Source organism: Sphingomonas hankookensis (assembly GCF_022664465.1).
Classification (GTDB): Bacteria; Pseudomonadota; Alphaproteobacteria; order Sphingomonadales; family Sphingomonadaceae; genus Sphingomonas; species Sphingomonas hankookensis.
This window is the reverse complement of the sequence record NZ_JAKREV010000006.1, coordinates 253092-269806: the sequence shown is the minus strand read 5'-3', so window position 1 is coordinate 269806 and position 16715 is coordinate 253092. Positions and strand designations below refer to the sequence as shown.

Below are 16715 nucleotides of genomic sequence, written 5' to 3'. Positions count from 1 at the left end.
GATTTACGGAGAATATCATGGCTGACCTGAACGCGATCGTCGAACAGCTGAGCGCGCTGACCGTCCTCGAAGCGGCTGAACTGTCGAAGCTGCTCGAAGAAAAGTGGGGCGTTTCGGCCGCTGCTGCCGTTGCTGCCGCTCCGGCCGCTGGCGGTGGCGCCGCTGCCCCGGCTGCTGAAGAGCAGACCGAGTTCGACGTGATCCTCACCGGCGACGGTGGCAAGAAGATCAACGTCATCAAGGAAGTCCGCGCCATCACCGGCCTGGGCCTGACCGAAGCCAAGGCGCTCGTCGAAGGCGCACCGAAGGCCGTCAAGGAAGGCGTCAACAAGGACGAGGCCGCCAAGATCAAGGCGCAGCTCGAAGGCGCCGGCGCGACCGTCGAAGTCAAGTAAGCCGCAGATGGGACAGCGGACCCCATGGGTCCGCTATCTCCATCAAGGCCGGCCGGCGGGCCAACGGCCCGACCGACGGGATGGGACTTGCTCCCATCCCGGCTCGACCGAAAAAAGAAGGGGGCAGTCCACACCGGACCGCCCCCTTTTTTTTCATGCGCCGATCATCGTGCGCCGCCGGGTCAGTCCTCGTCCTCTTCGACCTCGCCCGGCCCGTGGACGAGGATATCGCCCGGCTGGCATTCCAGCACGCGGCAGATCGCGTCGAGCGTCGTGAAGCGGATCGCGCGCGCCTTGCCGGTCTTCAGGATCGACAAATTGGCCAGCGTGATGTCGACCGCCTGCGCCAGTTCGGTCAGCGTCATGCGCCGCGCCTGCAGCACTTCGTCTAGGCGGACGAGCACCGCCATCAGACCGTTCCCTCGAGGTCCTCGCGCAGCGCCGCGCCCTCGGCGAACACGCGTGCCAGGACGAAGGCGACCAGCACCGACAGCCATCCGCCGATCGAGATCGACGATCCGTCGACCCGCACGCCCATGCCGGCAAAATTTGGGATGATGAGCAGCAACGGCACGTCGAGCAGTTGAATGGCAAGCAGCGCCCAGCCGATCGCCCGCACCCGCCGCGCATTGGGCGAGGCGAAGGTCTCGCCGGCCAGCACGGTACCGATCACCGCGATCAGCCGCGAGAAGATGATGTGCGCCGGCACCGCCGCGGCGACCCCCAGCAGCAGCAGCGCGCGGATGCCGGTGACGACGCGCTCGACATCGACCGCCGGATATTTGCCGACGATCCGCGCCGCCAGCATGTCGTGCAGCGGGAAGCTCACCAGCGCCGCGATGACGAACGCCGCGGCGAAGGCGATGTTGAGGACCAGCAGGACGCGCAGAACGACGACGGTGAATCGCAATATCCGGTCTCGCCGTCCCATGCCGCTCCCCTCCTCGCTTGTCCGAACGCTAGGCCGTATATCGATAATCGACAATAGCCTCTGCCACCCCCCTTATGTTCGGCGGACCTGGCCGTGCAATCGTACGTCCAGACGATCGACCATGCGGTCGCCGCGATCGATGAAGATCGGGGCGAGCTTGCCCTGCGGTGCGGCCGGGCCGACCATGAAGGCGGCGGTGGTGCGCGATTCGCGGCCGTCGGCCCAGCGATAGCGCGCATCGATCGCGATCATCGGCACGAAGAACGAACGGTCGTTGGCGGTGACGACATTCACCGCCGGGCGCGGCAAGGTCATCGTCGCTTCCAGATGCCGCCGCTCGCCCGCGCCCAGCGCGAACGGGTCGAGCCCGCGTTTTTCGCTGTCCGAGAAGAAGGCGGCGATCTGTTCGTCCTGCCGGGCGTTGGCGGTGATCAGCAGGGTCGCGATGCGGACCTCGTCGACCGGCGTCGATGCCGGGTTGCCGACGGTCAGGTCGAAATCCAGCAGCGCGCGGTCGCCCTCGGTCCCGACACGCAGCGGGGCGAGCTGGAATTCGAGGAACGGGCCGGCGGTGGGCGCGATGGCCGCCGGCGGTGCGGGCGGCGTCGGCGCGACCGGTGCGGGGGGCGGCGCGACGACCGGCGGCGGCTCGGGCGCCACCACGACCGGCGCCATCGGTTCGGGCGCGACCGCTTCGGTCATGATCGGTTCGGCGGTCCGGCGGCGGCGGCCGAGCAGGAAGGCGACGACGCTCGCCACCGCGATACCGCCGAGGAACCACACCCACCAGGGCAGCGCATCGCTTTGTGCGACCGGCGCAACCTCGGCCGGGGTCGCCGAGACGACGGGCGTCGGCGAAGCGATCGGCGACGGCGTGGCGTCGGGCACCGGCAGGACCGGCGGCCCGACATAGGTCGGCTCGGCCGCGGGTGGCGCGGCCTCCACCACCGGGGCGGGCGTCGGCGACGGAGCCGGGCGCGGCGCAGGGGTCGCGCGCGGAGTCGGCGTGGCCGTCGGGCGCGGGGCCGGCGTGACGCGCGGGGTCGGGGCTGCTGTCGGAGTCGCACGCGGCGTTGCGCTGGGCGTCGGTGCCGGGGTCGGCAGCGCCTGCGGCGTAATGTCGTAGATCGGGATCGAACCGTCGGGCGTGGTCTGCTGCTGGGCGGCGGCGGGCACGGCGAGGGTCGCGACGATCGCCGCGAGCGGAAGCTGAAACTGCATGATTGTCCTCAACCGGGCTTTTGTGGCCGACGTTAGTCTGCCGAACACGCTATCACGACCAAGCGTGGTACAATCAAGATGGATCGAACGCGCCCTACCGCTGCGTTGACAGGCCCTGCTGCGGCTTCTATATGACCGGCCTGCTTCAGGACCGGGAAAGAATGCGTCGTCGCGCAACGCATTGCATGCATAGGCCTGTCGCCATTCCAGGACGCTCGATCAGCTGCGGCCCATCATGGGTGACGCGGCTTTCGTCGTCCCGATCGCACGCCAGCCCGGTGGCAACCGGGCAAGAGATTTGACTGCAAGCGAGGCCCACGACTCCATGGCGACCAAGGCAACCGCAACCGGCACGCACAAGCGCCGCATCCGCAAGGTGTTCGGCGACATCCACGAAGTGGTGCAGATGCCGAACCTGATCGAGGTTCAGCGCGAGAGCTACGAACAGTTCCTGCGGTCCGATCCGTCGATCGGTTACGTGTCGGGCCTCGAAAAGACGCTGCGGTCGGTGTTCCCGATCCGCGACTTCGCCGGCACCGCCGAGCTCGACTTCGTCACCTACGAACTGGAAGACCCCAAGTTCGACGTGGAAGAATGCCGTCAGCGCGGCATCACCTATGCGGCGCCGATGCGCGTCACGCTGCGTCTGATCGTGTTCGAGGTGGACGCCGATACCGAGGCCCGCTCGGTCCTCGATATCAAGGAGCAGGACGTGTACATGGGCGACATGCCGCTCATGACCGAGAACGGCACCTTCTTCATCAACGGCACCGAGCGCGTGATCGTGTCGCAGATGCACCGCTCGCCGGGCGTGCTGTTCGATCACGACCGCGGCAAGACCCACGCCAGTGGCAAGTATCTCTTTGCTGCCCGCGTGATCCCGTATCGCGGGTCGTGGCTCGATTTCGAATTCGACGCCAAGGATATCGTGAATGTCCGCATCGACCGCAAGCGCAAGCTGCCGGTCACGTCGCTGCTCTATGCGCTGGGCATGACGGGCGAGGACATTCTCAACCACTTCTACAACCGCGTGACCTTCGTCCGCGGCGAAGGCGGCTGGCGCATTCCGTACGCGCCGGAAAACTGGCGTGGTCAGAAGCCGTCGTTCGACATCGTCGATGCGAACACCGGCGAAGTCGTGTTCCCGGCCGGCACCAAGATTTCGCCGCGCCTCGCCAACAAGGCGGGCAAGGACGGCCTGACGGACCTGCTGATCCCTACGGAAGAAATCTTCGGCCGCTACAGCGCCTATGACCTGATCAACGAGACGACCGGCCAGATCTATATCGAAGCCGGCGACGAAGTGTCGGCTGAGAACCTCGAACTGCTCGACCAGGCAGGCATCGAGCGGATCGAGCTGCTCGATATCGACCATGTCTCGACCGGTCCGTGGATTCGCAACACGCTGAACGTCGACAAGGCCGAGGAGCGCGAACAGGCGCTGTCGGACATCTATCGCGTGATGCGCCCCGGCGAACCGCCGACGCTGGAAACCGCCGAAGCGCTGTTCGCCGGCCTGTTCTTCGATCCGGAGCGCTACGACCTGTCGGCGGTCGGCCGCGTGAAGCTCAACATGCGCCTCGACCTCGACGCGCCGGACACGGTGACCACGCTGCGCAGCGAGGACATCCTGTCGGTCGTCAAGACGCTGGTCGACCTGAAGGACGGCAAGGGCGAAGTCGACGATATCGACAATCTCGGCAACCGTCGCGTGCGTTCGGTCGGCGAGCTGCTGGAGAACCAGTATCGCGTCGGGCTGTTGCGCATGGAGCGTGCGGTCAAGGAGCGCATGTCGTCGGTCGACGTCTCGACCGTCATGCCGAACGACCTGATCAACGCGAAGCCGGCGGTTGCCGCCGTTCGCGAGTTCTTCGGTTCGTCGCAGCTGTCGCAGTTCATGGACCAGACCAACCCGCTGTCCGAAGTGACGCACAAGCGTCGCGTCTCGGCACTTGGGCCGGGCGGTCTGACCCGTGAGCGCGCCGGCTTCGAAGTCCGCGACGTTCACCCGACCCACTATGGCCGTATCTGCCCGATCGAAACGCCGGAAGGCCCGAACATCGGTCTTATCAACAGCCTCGCGACGTTCAGCCGCGTCAACAAGTACGGCTTCATCGAAACGCCCTATCGTCGCATCATCGACGGCAAGGTGTCGAACGACGTCGTGTACCTGTCGGCGATGGAAGAGCAGAAGCACACCGTCGCGCAGGCGTCGGCAGCGCTGAACGAAGACGGCAGCTTCGCCGAGGAACTGGTGTCGGCCCGTCAGGCCGGCGAATTCCTGATGGCGCTGCCCGAAAACGTCACGCTGATGGACGTCAGCCCCAAGCAGCTGGTGTCGGTCGCGGCGTCGCTCATTCCGTTCCTGGAAAACGATGACGCCAACCGCGCGCTGATGGGCTCGAACATGCAGCGTCAGGCGGTGCCGCTGGTGAAGGCGGAAGCGCCGTTCGTCGGCACCGGCATGGAAGAGACCGTGGCGCGCGATTCGGGCGCGGCGATCTCGGCCAAGCGTGCGGGCGTGGTCGATCAGGTCGATGCGGCCCGCATCGTGATCCGTGCGACCGGCGAGGTCGATGCGACCGAGAGCGGCGTCGACATCTATACGCTGATGAAGTTCCAGCGTTCGAACCAGTCGACGTGCATCAACCAGCGTCCGCTGGTGAAGGTGGGCGACGTGATCCGCGCGGGCGAGGTCATTGCCGACGGTCCGTCGACCGAGTTCGGCGAACTGGCGCTGGGCCGCAACGCGCTCGTCGCGTTCATGCCGTGGAACGGGTACAATTATGAGGATTCGATCCTCATCAGCGAGCGGATCGTGAAGGACGACGTGTTCACGTCGATCCATATCGACGAGTTCGAAGTGATGGCCCGCGACACGAAGCTCGGGCCGGAAGACATCACCCGCGACATTCCGAACGTGGGTGAAGAAGCGCTGCGCAACCTCGACGAGGCGGGCATCGTGTATATCGGTGCCGAGGTCGAACCGGGCGACATTCTCGCCGGCAAGATCACGCCGAAGGGCGAATCACCGATGACGCCGGAGGAAAAGCTCCTCCGCGCGATCTTCGGTGAAAAGGCCAGCGACGTGCGCGACACCTCGCTCCGCCTGCCGCCGGGCGTGTCGGGAACGGTCGTCGACGTCCGCGTCTTCAACCGTCACGGCATCGACAAGGACGAGCGCGCGATGGCGATCGAGCGCGAAGAGATCGAGCGCCTCAAGAAGGACTCGGACGACGAGCGCGGGATCCTCAACCGTGCGACCTGGTCGCGCCTGCGCGAGATGCTCGAAGGGCAGACCGCGACGGCCGCGCCCAAGGGCGTGAAGAAGGGCGTGGTCATCGACCGCGACCTGCTCGACAGCGTCGAGAAGCACGAGTGGTGGCGGTTCGCCGTCGCCGACGATGCGGCGCAGTCGAACCTCGAAGCGGTCAAGGCGCAGTATGACGAGGCGGTAAAGCGGATCACCGACAAGTTTCACGATCGCCGTGAGAAGCTGGAGCGCGGTGACGAGCTGCCGCCGGGCGTGCTGAAGATGGTCAAGGTGTTCGTCGCGGTGAAGCGCAAGCTGCAGCCGGGCGACAAGATGGCCGGCCGTCACGGCAACAAGGGCGTCATCTCGCGCATCCTGCCGCAGGAAGACATGCCGTTCCTCGAGGACGGTACCCCAGTCGACCTGGTGCTAAACCCGCTGGGCGTGCCGTCGCGCATGAACGTCGGGCAGATCTTCGAGACGCACCTCGGCTGGGCCGCCCGCAACCTGGGTATGGAAGTCGCACGGTCGCTGCGCGACTGGCGCGAGGCCAATCCGGACGCGGTCGGCGGCGAGATGCCCTCGGCGGTCAAGGACCGGTTGAAGGCGATCTACGGCGATCACTATGCCGAGGATATCGACAGCCGTTCGAACGAGCAGCTGGCCGAACTGGTCCAGAACATCAGCACGGGCGTGCCGATGGGCACCCCGGTGTTCGACGGCGCGCGCGAAAGCGACGTGTCGGACATGCTGGAACTGGCCGGGCTGCACAGCTCGGGTCAGTCGGTGCTGTTCGACGGCCGGACCGGCGATCAGTTCGACCGGATGGTCACCGTGGGCATCATCTACATGCTCAAGCTGCACCACCTGGTCGACGACAAGATCCACGCGCGTTCGATCGGACCGTACTCGCTCGTCACCCAGCAGCCGCTGGGTGGTAAGGCGCAGTTCGGTGGCCAGCGCTTCGGGGAAATGGAAGTGTGGGCGCTCCAGGCATACGGCGCCGCCTACACGCTCCAGGAAATGCTGACGGTGAAGTCCGACGACGTGGTCGGCCGCACCAAGGTCTATGAAGCGATCGTCAAGGGCGACGACACCTTCGAGGCCGGCATCCCCGAGAGCTTCAACGTGCTGGTCAAGGAAATGCGTTCGCTCGGCCTCAACATCGAGTTGAGCAGCATCGAAGAGAACGACGGCCTGGCCGAGGCGGCGGAGTAAGCGGCATTGGCGACCTATTCCTATATCTGTGCCAGCGATTTGAATCGCGACGGATTGGGATTGGAGCTTTGGCGCGGCGGCGAAATGATCGGTGAGGTTTTCCGATGGGACAATTCCTTCGATAAGGTGGAACATCCCATCGGAAAACTGACCATTTCGCTTTGGGGGAAGGATGTTCCCCTGCCCGTCGTCGATGACTGGATCGAACATGCCAAACGTCGCCTGACCGACTACCCGCTCGAATAATTACTCCTCTCAGAGGAATCGCAAAATGAACGAACTGACCAATTTCGCGAACCCGGTGGCCAAGCCGGAGACCTTCGACCAGATCCAGATCGGCATCGCCTCACCGGAGCGTATCCGCTCGTGGTCGTTCGGCGAGATCAAGAAGCCCGAGACGATCAACTATCGCACGTTCAAGCCGGAACGTGACGGCCTGTTCTGCGCGCGCATCTTCGGTCCGATCAAGGATTACGAATGCCTGTGCGGCAAGTACAAGCGCATGAAGTACAAGGGCATCGTCTGCGAAAAGTGCGGTGTCGAAGTCACGGTGTCGAAGGTCCGCCGTGAGCGGATGGGCCATATCGAACTGGCCGCGCCGGTCGCGCACATCTGGTTCCTGAAGTCGCTGCCGTCGCGCATCGGCCTGCTGCTCGACATGCAGTTGAAGCAGCTCGAGCGCGTGCTGTACTTCGAGAGCTACATCGTGATCGAGCCGGGCCTGACCGCGCTCGAAAAGTATCAGCTCCTCACCGAGGACGAACTGCTCGACGCGCAGGACCAGTATGGCGAGGACGCGTTCTCGGCCGGGATCGGCGCCGAAGCGGTCAAGCAGATGCTGATCGACCTCGACCTCGAGGGCGAAAAGCGCGATCTGCTCGAAGAGCTGGCCGTCACGAAGTCGGAACTGAAGCCCAAGAAGATCATCAAGCGGCTCAAGGTCGTCGAGAGCTTCCTGGAGTCGGGCAACCGTCCCGAGTGGATGATCCTCGACGTCGTGCCGGTCATTCCGCCCGAACTGCGTCCGCTGGTGCCACTGGACGGCGGTCGTTTCGCGACGTCGGATCTGAACGACCTGTATCGCCGCGTCATCAACCGCAACAACCGCCTGAAGCGGCTGATGGAACTGCGTGCGCCGGACATCATCGTCCGCAACGAAAAGCGCATGTTGCAGGAAGCGGTCGACGCGCTGTTCGACAATGGCCGTCGCGGCCGCACGATCACCGGCGCCAACAAGCGTCCGCTGAAGTCGCTGTCCGACATGCTCAAGGGCAAGCAGGGCCGCTTCCGTCAGAACCTGCTCGGCAAGCGCGTCGACTATTCGGGTCGTTCGGTCATCGTGACCGGCCCGGAGCTGAAGCTGCACCAGTGCGGCCTGCCGAAGAAGATGGCGCTCGAGCTGTTCAAGCCGTTCATCTACGCCCGCCTCGACGCCAAGGGCCTGAGCATGACGCTCAAGCAGGCGAAGAAGTGGGTCGAGAAGGAACGCAAGGAAGTCTGGGACATCCTCGACGAAGTCATTCGCGAGCACCCGGTCATGCTGAACCGCGCGCCGACGCTCCACCGTCTGGGCATTCAGGCGTTCGAGCCGGTGCTGATCGAAGGCAAGGCGATCCAGCTGCACCCGCTGGTCTGCTCGGCGTTCAACGCCGACTTCGACGGCGACCAGATGGCCGTCCACGTTCCGCTGAGCCTCGAAGCGCAGCTGGAAGCGCGCGTCCTGATGATGTCGACCAACAACATCCTGTCGCCCGCCAACGGCAAGCCGATCATCGTGCCGTCGCAGGACATGGTGCTGGGTCTCTATTACCTCTCGATGGAGAAGACGAACGAGCCGGGCGAAGGCATGCTGCTGGGCGACATGGCGGAGGTGCATCAGGCACTGCACGCCGGTGCCGTCACGCTGCATACCAAGATCGTCAGCCGCGTTCCGCAGACCGACGAGGACGGCAAGCAGTATCTCAAGCGCTATGAGACCACCCCAGGTCGCATGTTGCTGGGCGAAACCCTGCCGAAGAGCCACAAGGTGCCGTTCGAAACGGTCAACCGCCTGCTGACCAAGAAGGATGTCGGCGACGTCATCGACGAGGTGTATCGCCACACCGGTCAGAAGGAGACCGTGCTGTTCGCCGATGCGATCATGGCGCTGGGCTTCCGCCACGCGTTCCGTGCCGGCATCTCGTTCGGCAAGGACGACATGCTGATCGCGCCGGACAAGGATCGTCTGGTCGACGAGACGCGCGACCTCGTGAAGGACTTCGAGCAGCAGTATCAGGACGGCCTGATCACGCAGCAGGAGAAGTACAACAAGGTGATCGACGCCTGGAGCCGTTGCGGCGATCAGGTCGCGACCAGCATGATGGACGAGATCAAGGCGGTTCGCCGCTACGAGGAAGGTCCGGACAAGGGTCGCGAGAAGCCGATCAACTCGATCTACATGATGGCCCACTCGGGCGCCCGTGGTAGCCCCGCCCAGATCAAGCAGCTGGCGGGTATGCGCGGGCTGATGGCCAAGCCGTCGGGTGAGATCATCGAAACGCCGATCATCTCGAACTTCAAGGAAGGTCTGACCGTCCTCGAATACTTTAACTCGACCCACGGCGCCCGCAAGGGTCTGGCGGATACGGCGCTCAAGACGGCGAACTCGGGGTATCTGACCCGCCGTCTGGTCGACGTGTCGCAGGACTGCGTCATTATCATGGAAGACTGCGGTACCCAGCGTGCGCTGGAAATGCGGTCGATCATCGAAGGTGGTGCGACGATCGCGTCGCTCGGCGAACGCATCCTCGGCCGGACCACCGCAGAGGACGTGATCGATCCGAAGACCGGCGAAGTCGTGTTCCCGATCGGCACGCTGCTCGACGAAGCGATGATCACGCGGATCGAGGGTCTGGGGCTTCAGGCGATGAAGATCCGCAGCCCGCTGGTCTGCGAAGCCAAGGTCGGCGTCTGCGGCACCTGCTACGGCCGTGACCTCGCGCGCGGTACGCCGGTGAACATCGGCGAAGCGGTCGGCGTCATCGCGGCGCAGTCGATCGGCGAGCCGGGGACGCAGCTGACTATGCGTACCTTCCACATCGGTGGTGCGGCGCAGTTGAACGAACAGTCGAACCTCGAAGCGCCGGTCGACGGCACGGTCGAGTTCCGCGACCTGCGCCTGATCGAAGATCAGCGTGGCCGGCGCGTGGTGCTCAGCCGTTCGGGCGAAATCGCGATCATCGACATGGACGGCCGCGACCTGTCGGTCCACCGCATCCCCTACGGCGCGTACGTGCTGTTCGACGATGGCCACATCGTCTCGCAGGGCGACCGCATGGCGGAATGGGACCCGTTCACCGCGCCGGTCATCACCGAAACGGCCGGTACGGTGAAGTTCATCGACCTGATCGAGAACAAGACCGTCACCGAGCGTGTCGACGAAGCGACCGGTATCGCCCAGCGCGAGATCATTGAATATCGCGTCACGACCAAGTCGAAGGAGGATCTGCGTCCGCGCATGACCCTGCTCGATGCGAATTCGGGTGAAGCCGCGCGCTACATGCTGGCGCCGGGCGCGGTGCTGTCGGTCGAGGACGGTGCGAGCGTGCAGGCGGGTGACGTTCTCGCCCGTGTCGCCCGTGAATCGGCTAAGACCCGCGACATCACCGGCGGTCTGCCGCGCGTCGCCGAACTGTTCGAAGCGCGTATCCCGAAGGAAGCGGCGATCATCGCCAAGGTGTCGGGCCGCGTGATCTTCGGCAAGGACTACAAGGCGAAGCGCAAGATCGGCATCCAGCCCGAGGATGGCGGCGAGGTCGTCGAGTATCTGATCCCGAAGTCGAAGGTGATCGACGTTCAGGAAGGCGACTACGTCAAGCGCGGCGACAACCTGATCGGTGGTTCGCCGAACCCGCACGACATTCTGGAAACGCTCGGCATCGAGCCGCTGGCCGAATATCTGGTCAGCGAAATCCAGGGCGTCTATCGACTGCAGGGCGTGAAGATCAACGACAAGCACATCGAAACGATCGTTCGTCAGATGCTGCAGAAGGTCGAGATCACCGACGGTGGCGACACCACCCTGCTGGCCGGCGAACAGCTCGACCGTGACGAGATGGACGAAGCCAACGCCAAGCTGGAAGCAGGACAGGCCCCCGCACAGGGCAAGCCGGTGCTGCTCGGCATAACCAAGGCGTCGCTGCAGACCCGCAGCTTCATCTCGGCCGCATCGTTCCAGGAAACGACCCGCGTCCTCACCGAAGCGTCGGTGCAGGGCAAGATCGACAGCCTGAACGGCCTGAAGGAAAACGTCATCGTCGGCCGCCTGATCCCGGCGGGCACCGGTGCCGGCATGAACCGCCTGCGGGTCGCGGCATCGTCGCGCGATGCGGCGCTCCGTGCGCAGCAAAAGGCGCTTCAGGGCTTCATCGCGCCGAATTCGGCCGAGGAAGAACATGCCGCCGAACTGGCCCGTTCGCCCCGCGACGGTCAGGGTGCGAACGATCCGCTGGCCGATGTCGTGCCGTCGGGCACCGGCACCGACGCCGATGCGGGCGAATATCTAAACGACTGATCGTTCGGGTCTTCGCTGAACTGAACGAGCCGCCGTCCGGGCAACCGGGCGGCGGTTTCGTTTTGGGGGATGTGGGCGCGGCAAGCCTCACCCCAGCGAAGGCTTGGGTTTTCCGCGGCAGGCAAAGCGCGTTACGACCGGGAGATGCCAGCCTGCGCCGGGATGACGTGCGTTGAAGCGCGTGTTGGGGAGCGACCGGCGCGATCGGAAGCAGCGACCTCTACCGCCGCCCGCCACCTTTCCTCTCCACCAGATGCACGACGTCCCTATCGTCGATATCGCCCCGATCCTGCGATACGCGGAGCCGCCCGCCGATCGGATCGTTCTGATGCCAGAACAGGAAGGGGATTCGCCGTGGCACAGGACGATGCGACCGCCGACACGCTGGCCGACAGCGTCGATGACGCCATGCTGGCGAAAGCGCGCCCGCCGATCGGCGCGATGATGCTGCTGGGCATCGCGGCGGGCGCGCAGATCGGGTTCGGCGCGATCGGCTATCTGGTGGCGCAGGCGGGCATGGCGCCGGGCGGCGCGACGCAGCTGCTGTCGGGCGTCGCATTCTCGGTCGGGCTGATGCTGGTGATGGTGACGGGCACGCAGCTGTTCACCGGCAATACCATGCTGGTTCTGCCCGCGGCGCAGGACCGGCTGGGCGTGGGTGAGACGCTGCGCGACTGGACGGTCGTGTGGATCGCGAACCTGATCGGCAGCCTCGTCATCGCCGCGCTGTTCGTGGCGTCCGGCGCTCCGCAAGCGATCGACGGCGCGGTCGCCGCGGCCGCGCTCAAGACCGCCGATACCAAACTGGCCAAGGACTGGATCGAACTGCTCGCCTCGGGCGTGCTCGCCAATATGCTGGTGTGTCTGGCGGTCTGGATGGCGACCGGTGCGAAGACCGTCGCGGGCAAGATCGCCAGCGTGATCGGACCGGTCGCGCTGTTCGTCGCCGCCGGGTTCGAGCATTCGGTGGCGAACATGACGTTGCTGCCGATCGCATGGGGACTCGATCCCGCGGCGGTGCCGATGGGGGCGCTGCTCGGCAATCTGTTGCTGGCGACGGCGGGGAATATCGTCGGCGGGTCGCTGGTCGCGATCACGCTGGCGGCGGGGCATCGTACGCTGGCGACGTGACGCCTGCTGCCCTGCCCCCATACTACGCGCGTCATCCCAGCGAAGGCTGGGATCTTCCGGTGACAGCGCGGGACGGGAGCCGCTTGAGACCCCAGCCTTCGCTGGGGTGACGTTTACGATTCACTGGGCCAGCAACCGCCAACCCCAGACATGAAAGAGGCCGCCGGGGTCTCTCGACGCCCGGCGACCTCAAGCATGGTCAGCGGCCGGAAGCTCCAGCTCGGGAGACCATGCGAACCGCATGTGCCAGGATCACGGCGTTGACTGGGGGAGGATACCCCCCGCACGCGACCCTATCGGCGTTTAGCGGTGCGTCTCCCGAACGAACTGAACCGAACCCACTGCTGAACCATGAGACATCGGATCACCTCCTTTCGCTAGTTAAAGCCGTTACGCCCCGAACGGTGCGCACCCTGAATCTGGGGTATCTCGCGACTACCTGCAAGACTTGAAATACACGGTGTTTCCGTCATACTCGACAGTCCGTGCGGCGTTCAGCGCCCCGCCGGGCGACATCCCCGCACCACCGCACCGATCGCCTTGTCGCCGGGCACCCTCAGCACCGGCCCCGTGCCCGTGGCGACGCCGATCGCATCGGCCTTCGCCAGCGCGTCGAGAAACGTCTGTCCGGTCGTCACCGCCGTTTCCAGCGCGCCGTCGACCACCTGCGCCGGGAAGGTCGCGGCGGCATTGTCGGTGAACAGGGCGATCGCATCGCCCTCCGCCACGCCGCGCGACAACAGGATACGCCGCGCCGCGCGGTCGCAGCGGACCGCGAAGGCGATCCGCCCCTCGGCAGTATAGACCGCCGCACCGGGCTTCGCCGACCAACTGCCGGCCAGCGGGACCGCGCCGTCGAGTTCGGGCGTCGGCAACTGTCCGGGCCGAAGCGGTCGCGGCGAAGGCGTCGGTGACGGCGTCGGTTGCGCGCCGGGCTTCGGCGCGGGCGGCGGCGGCGGCTCGCTCGAACACCCGGCCAGCGCCAGCAGCACGACGAGCGCCCGGCGCATCAGCGGCGGCAATCCTCGGTCACGCGCAGCACTTCGGCCCAGGCGGGCAGCACCAGCCGCCCGACCGGCGTACCCTCGACCACGAAGCGCCCGCGGCTGAACCCGATCGCGTCGAGCAACCGGTCGCTGGCGGGCAGCGCGACGCCGACCCCGCCCGCCATCGGCTGCACGGTCAGGCCGCGCTGCGTGCTGGTGGTGCGGACGGTCACCGTGCCGGCGACCGGCCGCGGCGTGGCGAAGGTCATCGTTACTTGGCCGCCGGCACGGTTGCAGGTCAGCGTCGCGACCGGCGCCACACCGCGCGTCCCGTAGGTCGCGGCCGACCCGTTGCTCAAACCCCGATACTGCCAGTCGCCGGGGGTACGCGGCAGGTCGCGCCAGTCGCCGCTGACGGGGGCGACGGGGATCGGCCGGACCGGCACCGGCCGCTGCACCGGCGCCGGCACCTCTTCGGTCGCGGGCGGCGCACCGGGCGGCACGCATCCGGCAAGCAGGACGACGGTGGCGAGGGGGAACAGGATACGCATGCCCGCCCTTATGGGCGATGCGGCCGGTTGCCTCAACCGTGGATGGGGTGGGTCGTGCGTTCGGGGCCTGCCGTCGCGCCATCACCCGTAGATCGTCATTCCCGCGCAGGCGGGAATCCATATATGCCGACGCTTCGGCAGGAGTCGCAACGATAGCGTGTATGGCTCCCGCCTGCGCGAGAGCGACGCAGTGGTTGGGCGAGGCCGCCCGCCCCTACCCCTTGCGCCGCCCGCCGCCACCGGCCATCCGCATCGCCTTCTGCTTGCCGTAGCGCGTCTTGCGCGTGCCGGGCTTGCCCTCGTTCGACCGGCCCATGATCGGCGCCTTGTGCTCGCTCGCCGGCAGGCCGAGTTCCTCGTTCTCGAGACTGCGGATCTCGTCGCGCAGCCGCCCGGCGGTTTCGAACTCCAGGTTCGCCGCCGCTTCACGCATCTGCTTTTCGAGGGCTTCGATATACGACCGCAGGTTGTGGCCGACCATGTGGCGCGGGCCGTCGTCGTCGATCTCCACCGTCACCTGATCGCGTGAGGCGACGTCGGCGATGATGTCGCCGATCTGGCGCTTGATCGTCGTCGGGGTGATGCCGTGCAGTTCGTTATATTCGCGCTGCTTTTCGCGACGGCGGTCGGTTTCGGCGATGGCGCGCTCCATGCTGCCGGTCATGCGGTCGGCATAGAGGATCACCCGCCCGTCGACGTTGCGCGCGGCGCGGCCGATCGTCTGGATCAGCGAGGTTTCGGAGCGCAGAAACCCTTCCTTGTCGGCGTCGAGGATCGCGACCAGCCCGCATTCGGGAATGTCGAGACCTTCGCGCAGCAGGTTGATGCCGACCAGCACGTCATAGACGCCCATGCGCAGGTCGCGGATCAGTTCGATGCGCTCCAGCGTCTCGACGTCGGAGTGCATGTAGCGCACCTTCAGGCCGGCCTCGTGCATGAACTCGGTCAGATCCTCGGCCATCCGCTTGGTCAGCGTCGTGACCAGCGTGCGATAGCCGTTCTTCGCCGTCTCCTTCGCCTCGTGGATCAGGTCGTCAACCTGTTCCTCGACGGGCCGGATCGTGATCGGCGGATCGATCAGACCGGTCGGGCGGATGACCTGTTCGCTGAACACGCCGCCGGTCTGCTCCATCTCCCAGCTGCCCGGCGTCGCCGACACGCACACCGTCTGCGGCCGCATCGCGTCCCATTCGTTGAAGCGTAAGGGGCGGTTGTCGATCGCGCTGGGCAGGCGGAAGCCATATTCGGCCAGCGTGATCTTGCGGCGGTGATCGCCGCGCGACATGCCGTTGATCTGGCCGATCGTCTGGTGGCTTTCATCGACGAACAGCAGCGCGTTTTCCGGCAGATATTCGAACAACGTGGGCGGCGGCTCGCCGGGCAAACGCCCGGTCAGGAAGCGGCTGTAATTCTCGATTCCCGCGCACGAACCGGTGGCGGCGATCATCTCGAGGTCGAAATTGGTGCGCTGTTCCAGCCGCTGCGCCTCCAGCAGCTTGCCCTCCATCACCAGTTCCTTCAACCGCTCGGCCAGCTCATGCTTGATCGCCTCCGCCGCCTGTTTCAGCGTCGGGCCGGGCGTCACATAGTGCGAGTTCGCATAGACGCGGATCGAGTTGAGATTGGCGATCTTCTTGCCGGTCAGCGGGTCGAACTCGGTAATCTCCTCGATATCGTCGCCGAAGAAGGTGATCCGCCACGCACTGTCCTCATAATGCGACGGGAACAGTTCGAGGCTGTCGCCGCGCACCCGGAAATTGCCACGCTGGAACGCGGCGTCGTTGCGCTTGTATTGCAGCGCGACCAGCTTGCGCACGATCTCGCGCTGGTCGACGACATCACCCTTCTTCAAATCGAAGATCATCGCTGAGTAAGTTTCGACCGATCCGATACCGTAGAGACACGACACCGACGCGACGATGATGACGTCGTCGCGCTCCAGCAGCGACCGGGTGGCCGAATGGCGCATCCGGTCGATCGCCTCGTTGGTCGAGCTTTCCTTCTCGATATAGGTGTCGGAGCGCGGCACATAGGCTTCGGGCTGGTAATAGTCGTAATAGCTGACGAAATATTCGACGGCATTGTCGGGGAAGAACGACTTCATTTCCCCGTACAACTGCGCCGCCAGAATCTTGTTGGGCGCGAGGATCAGCGCCGGGCGCTGCAATTCCTCGATCGTCTTGGCCATGGTGAAGGTCTTGCCCGAGCCGGTGACGCCGAGCAGCACCTGATCCTTCTCGCCCGCCCGCGCCGCCGCGACCAGTTCGCGGATCGCGGTCGGCTGGTCACCGGCGGGCTGGTAATCGGACTTGATCACGAACCGCTTGCCCGCATCCACTTTCTCCGGGCGTGCCGGGCGGTGGGGGATGAAGGTCTGCCCGGTTTCCGGTTCGGACAGGTCGGTGCGGATCATGATCGCCATGGGGCAGAATATGGGTGACGCGGAACGGGACGGCAACATCGACCCTCGACAGTTC

The 16715-nt window shown here is 65.5% G+C and carries 11 protein-coding genes; 5 read left to right on the top strand and 6 right to left on the bottom strand.

Annotated features, from left to right (window positions below; all coding sequences use genetic code 11):
• Nucleotides 1–17: 17 nt before the first annotated feature.
• The gene (gene rplL / locus MF610_RS16125) at nucleotides 18–395 is read left to right on the top strand and encodes a 50S ribosomal protein L7/L12 (protein ID WP_055758810.1); all 378 of its coding nucleotides are present in this window, start codon (nucleotides 18–20) and stop codon (nucleotides 393–395) included.
• 182 nt (nucleotides 396–577) lie between these two features.
• On the opposite strand, the gene MF610_RS16120 is transcribed toward rplL, so the two are convergent.
• The 3 genes from MF610_RS16120 to MF610_RS16110 form a co-directional block, all read right to left on the bottom strand.
• Nucleotides 578–805, bottom strand: coding sequence for a helix-turn-helix domain-containing protein (locus MF610_RS16120; protein WP_242200291.1), 228 nt, complete (start codon nucleotides 803–805; stop codon nucleotides 578–580).
• A complete protein-coding gene (locus MF610_RS16115; RefSeq protein WP_242200289.1) occupies nucleotides 805–1326 on the bottom strand; it encodes a DUF2975 domain-containing protein in 522 nt (173 codons plus the stop codon). The genes MF610_RS16120 and MF610_RS16115 overlap by 1 nt, the downstream gene beginning before the upstream one ends.
• 72 nt (nucleotides 1327–1398) lie before the next feature.
• Nucleotides 1399–2547: a hypothetical protein gene (locus MF610_RS16110; RefSeq protein ID WP_242200286.1), complete on the bottom strand. Its 1149-nt coding sequence runs from the start codon at nucleotides 2545–2547 to the stop codon at nucleotides 1399–1401.
• A gap of 325 nt (nucleotides 2548–2872) precedes the next feature.
• Between MF610_RS16110 and rpoB the strand changes: the two genes are divergently transcribed.
• The 4 genes from rpoB to MF610_RS16090 all read left to right on the top strand — a co-directional run bounded on the left by rpoB (nucleotide 2873) and on the right by MF610_RS16090 (nucleotide 12701).
• On the top strand, nucleotides 2873–7018 hold the full coding sequence (rpoB, locus tag MF610_RS16105) for a DNA-directed RNA polymerase subunit beta (RefSeq protein WP_242200284.1): 4146 nt from the start codon (nucleotides 2873–2875) through the stop codon (nucleotides 7016–7018).
• A 6-nt stretch (nucleotides 7019–7024) separates the two neighbouring features.
• On the top strand, nucleotides 7025–7264 hold the full coding sequence (locus MF610_RS16100) for a hypothetical protein (protein WP_242200279.1): 240 nt from the start codon (nucleotides 7025–7027) through the stop codon (nucleotides 7262–7264).
• A 25-nt stretch (nucleotides 7265–7289) separates the two neighbouring features.
• The gene (gene rpoC, locus MF610_RS16095; RefSeq protein WP_242200277.1) at nucleotides 7290–11570 is read left to right on the top strand and encodes a DNA-directed RNA polymerase subunit beta'; all 4281 of its coding nucleotides are present in this window, start codon (nucleotides 7290–7292) and stop codon (nucleotides 11568–11570) included.
• 354 nt (nucleotides 11571–11924) lie between these two features.
• Nucleotides 11925–12701, top strand: a complete 777-nt coding sequence (locus tag MF610_RS16090; protein ID WP_242200266.1) for a formate/nitrite transporter family protein — start codon at nucleotides 11925–11927, stop codon at nucleotides 12699–12701.
• 494 nt (nucleotides 12702–13195) lie between these two features.
• Here MF610_RS16090 and MF610_RS16085 read toward each other — a convergent pair whose 3' ends face one another.
• The 3 genes from MF610_RS16085 to uvrB all read right to left on the bottom strand — a co-directional run bounded on the left by MF610_RS16085 (nucleotide 13196) and on the right by uvrB (nucleotide 16660).
• Complete coding sequence (locus MF610_RS16085; protein WP_242200264.1) at nucleotides 13196–13711, bottom strand: hypothetical protein; 516 nt, start codon at nucleotides 13709–13711, stop codon at nucleotides 13196–13198.
• A complete protein-coding gene (locus MF610_RS16080) occupies nucleotides 13711–14238 on the bottom strand; it encodes a hypothetical protein (protein ID WP_242200262.1) in 528 nt (175 codons plus the stop codon). The genes MF610_RS16085 and MF610_RS16080 overlap by 1 nt, the downstream gene beginning before the upstream one ends.
• 214 nt (nucleotides 14239–14452) lie before the next feature.
• Nucleotides 14453–16660 (bottom strand): excinuclease ABC subunit UvrB, encoded by a 2208-nt coding sequence (gene uvrB, locus MF610_RS16075; protein WP_242200259.1) that lies wholly within the window; start codon nucleotides 16658–16660, stop codon nucleotides 14453–14455.
• Nucleotides 16661–16715: the final 55 nt, after the last annotated feature.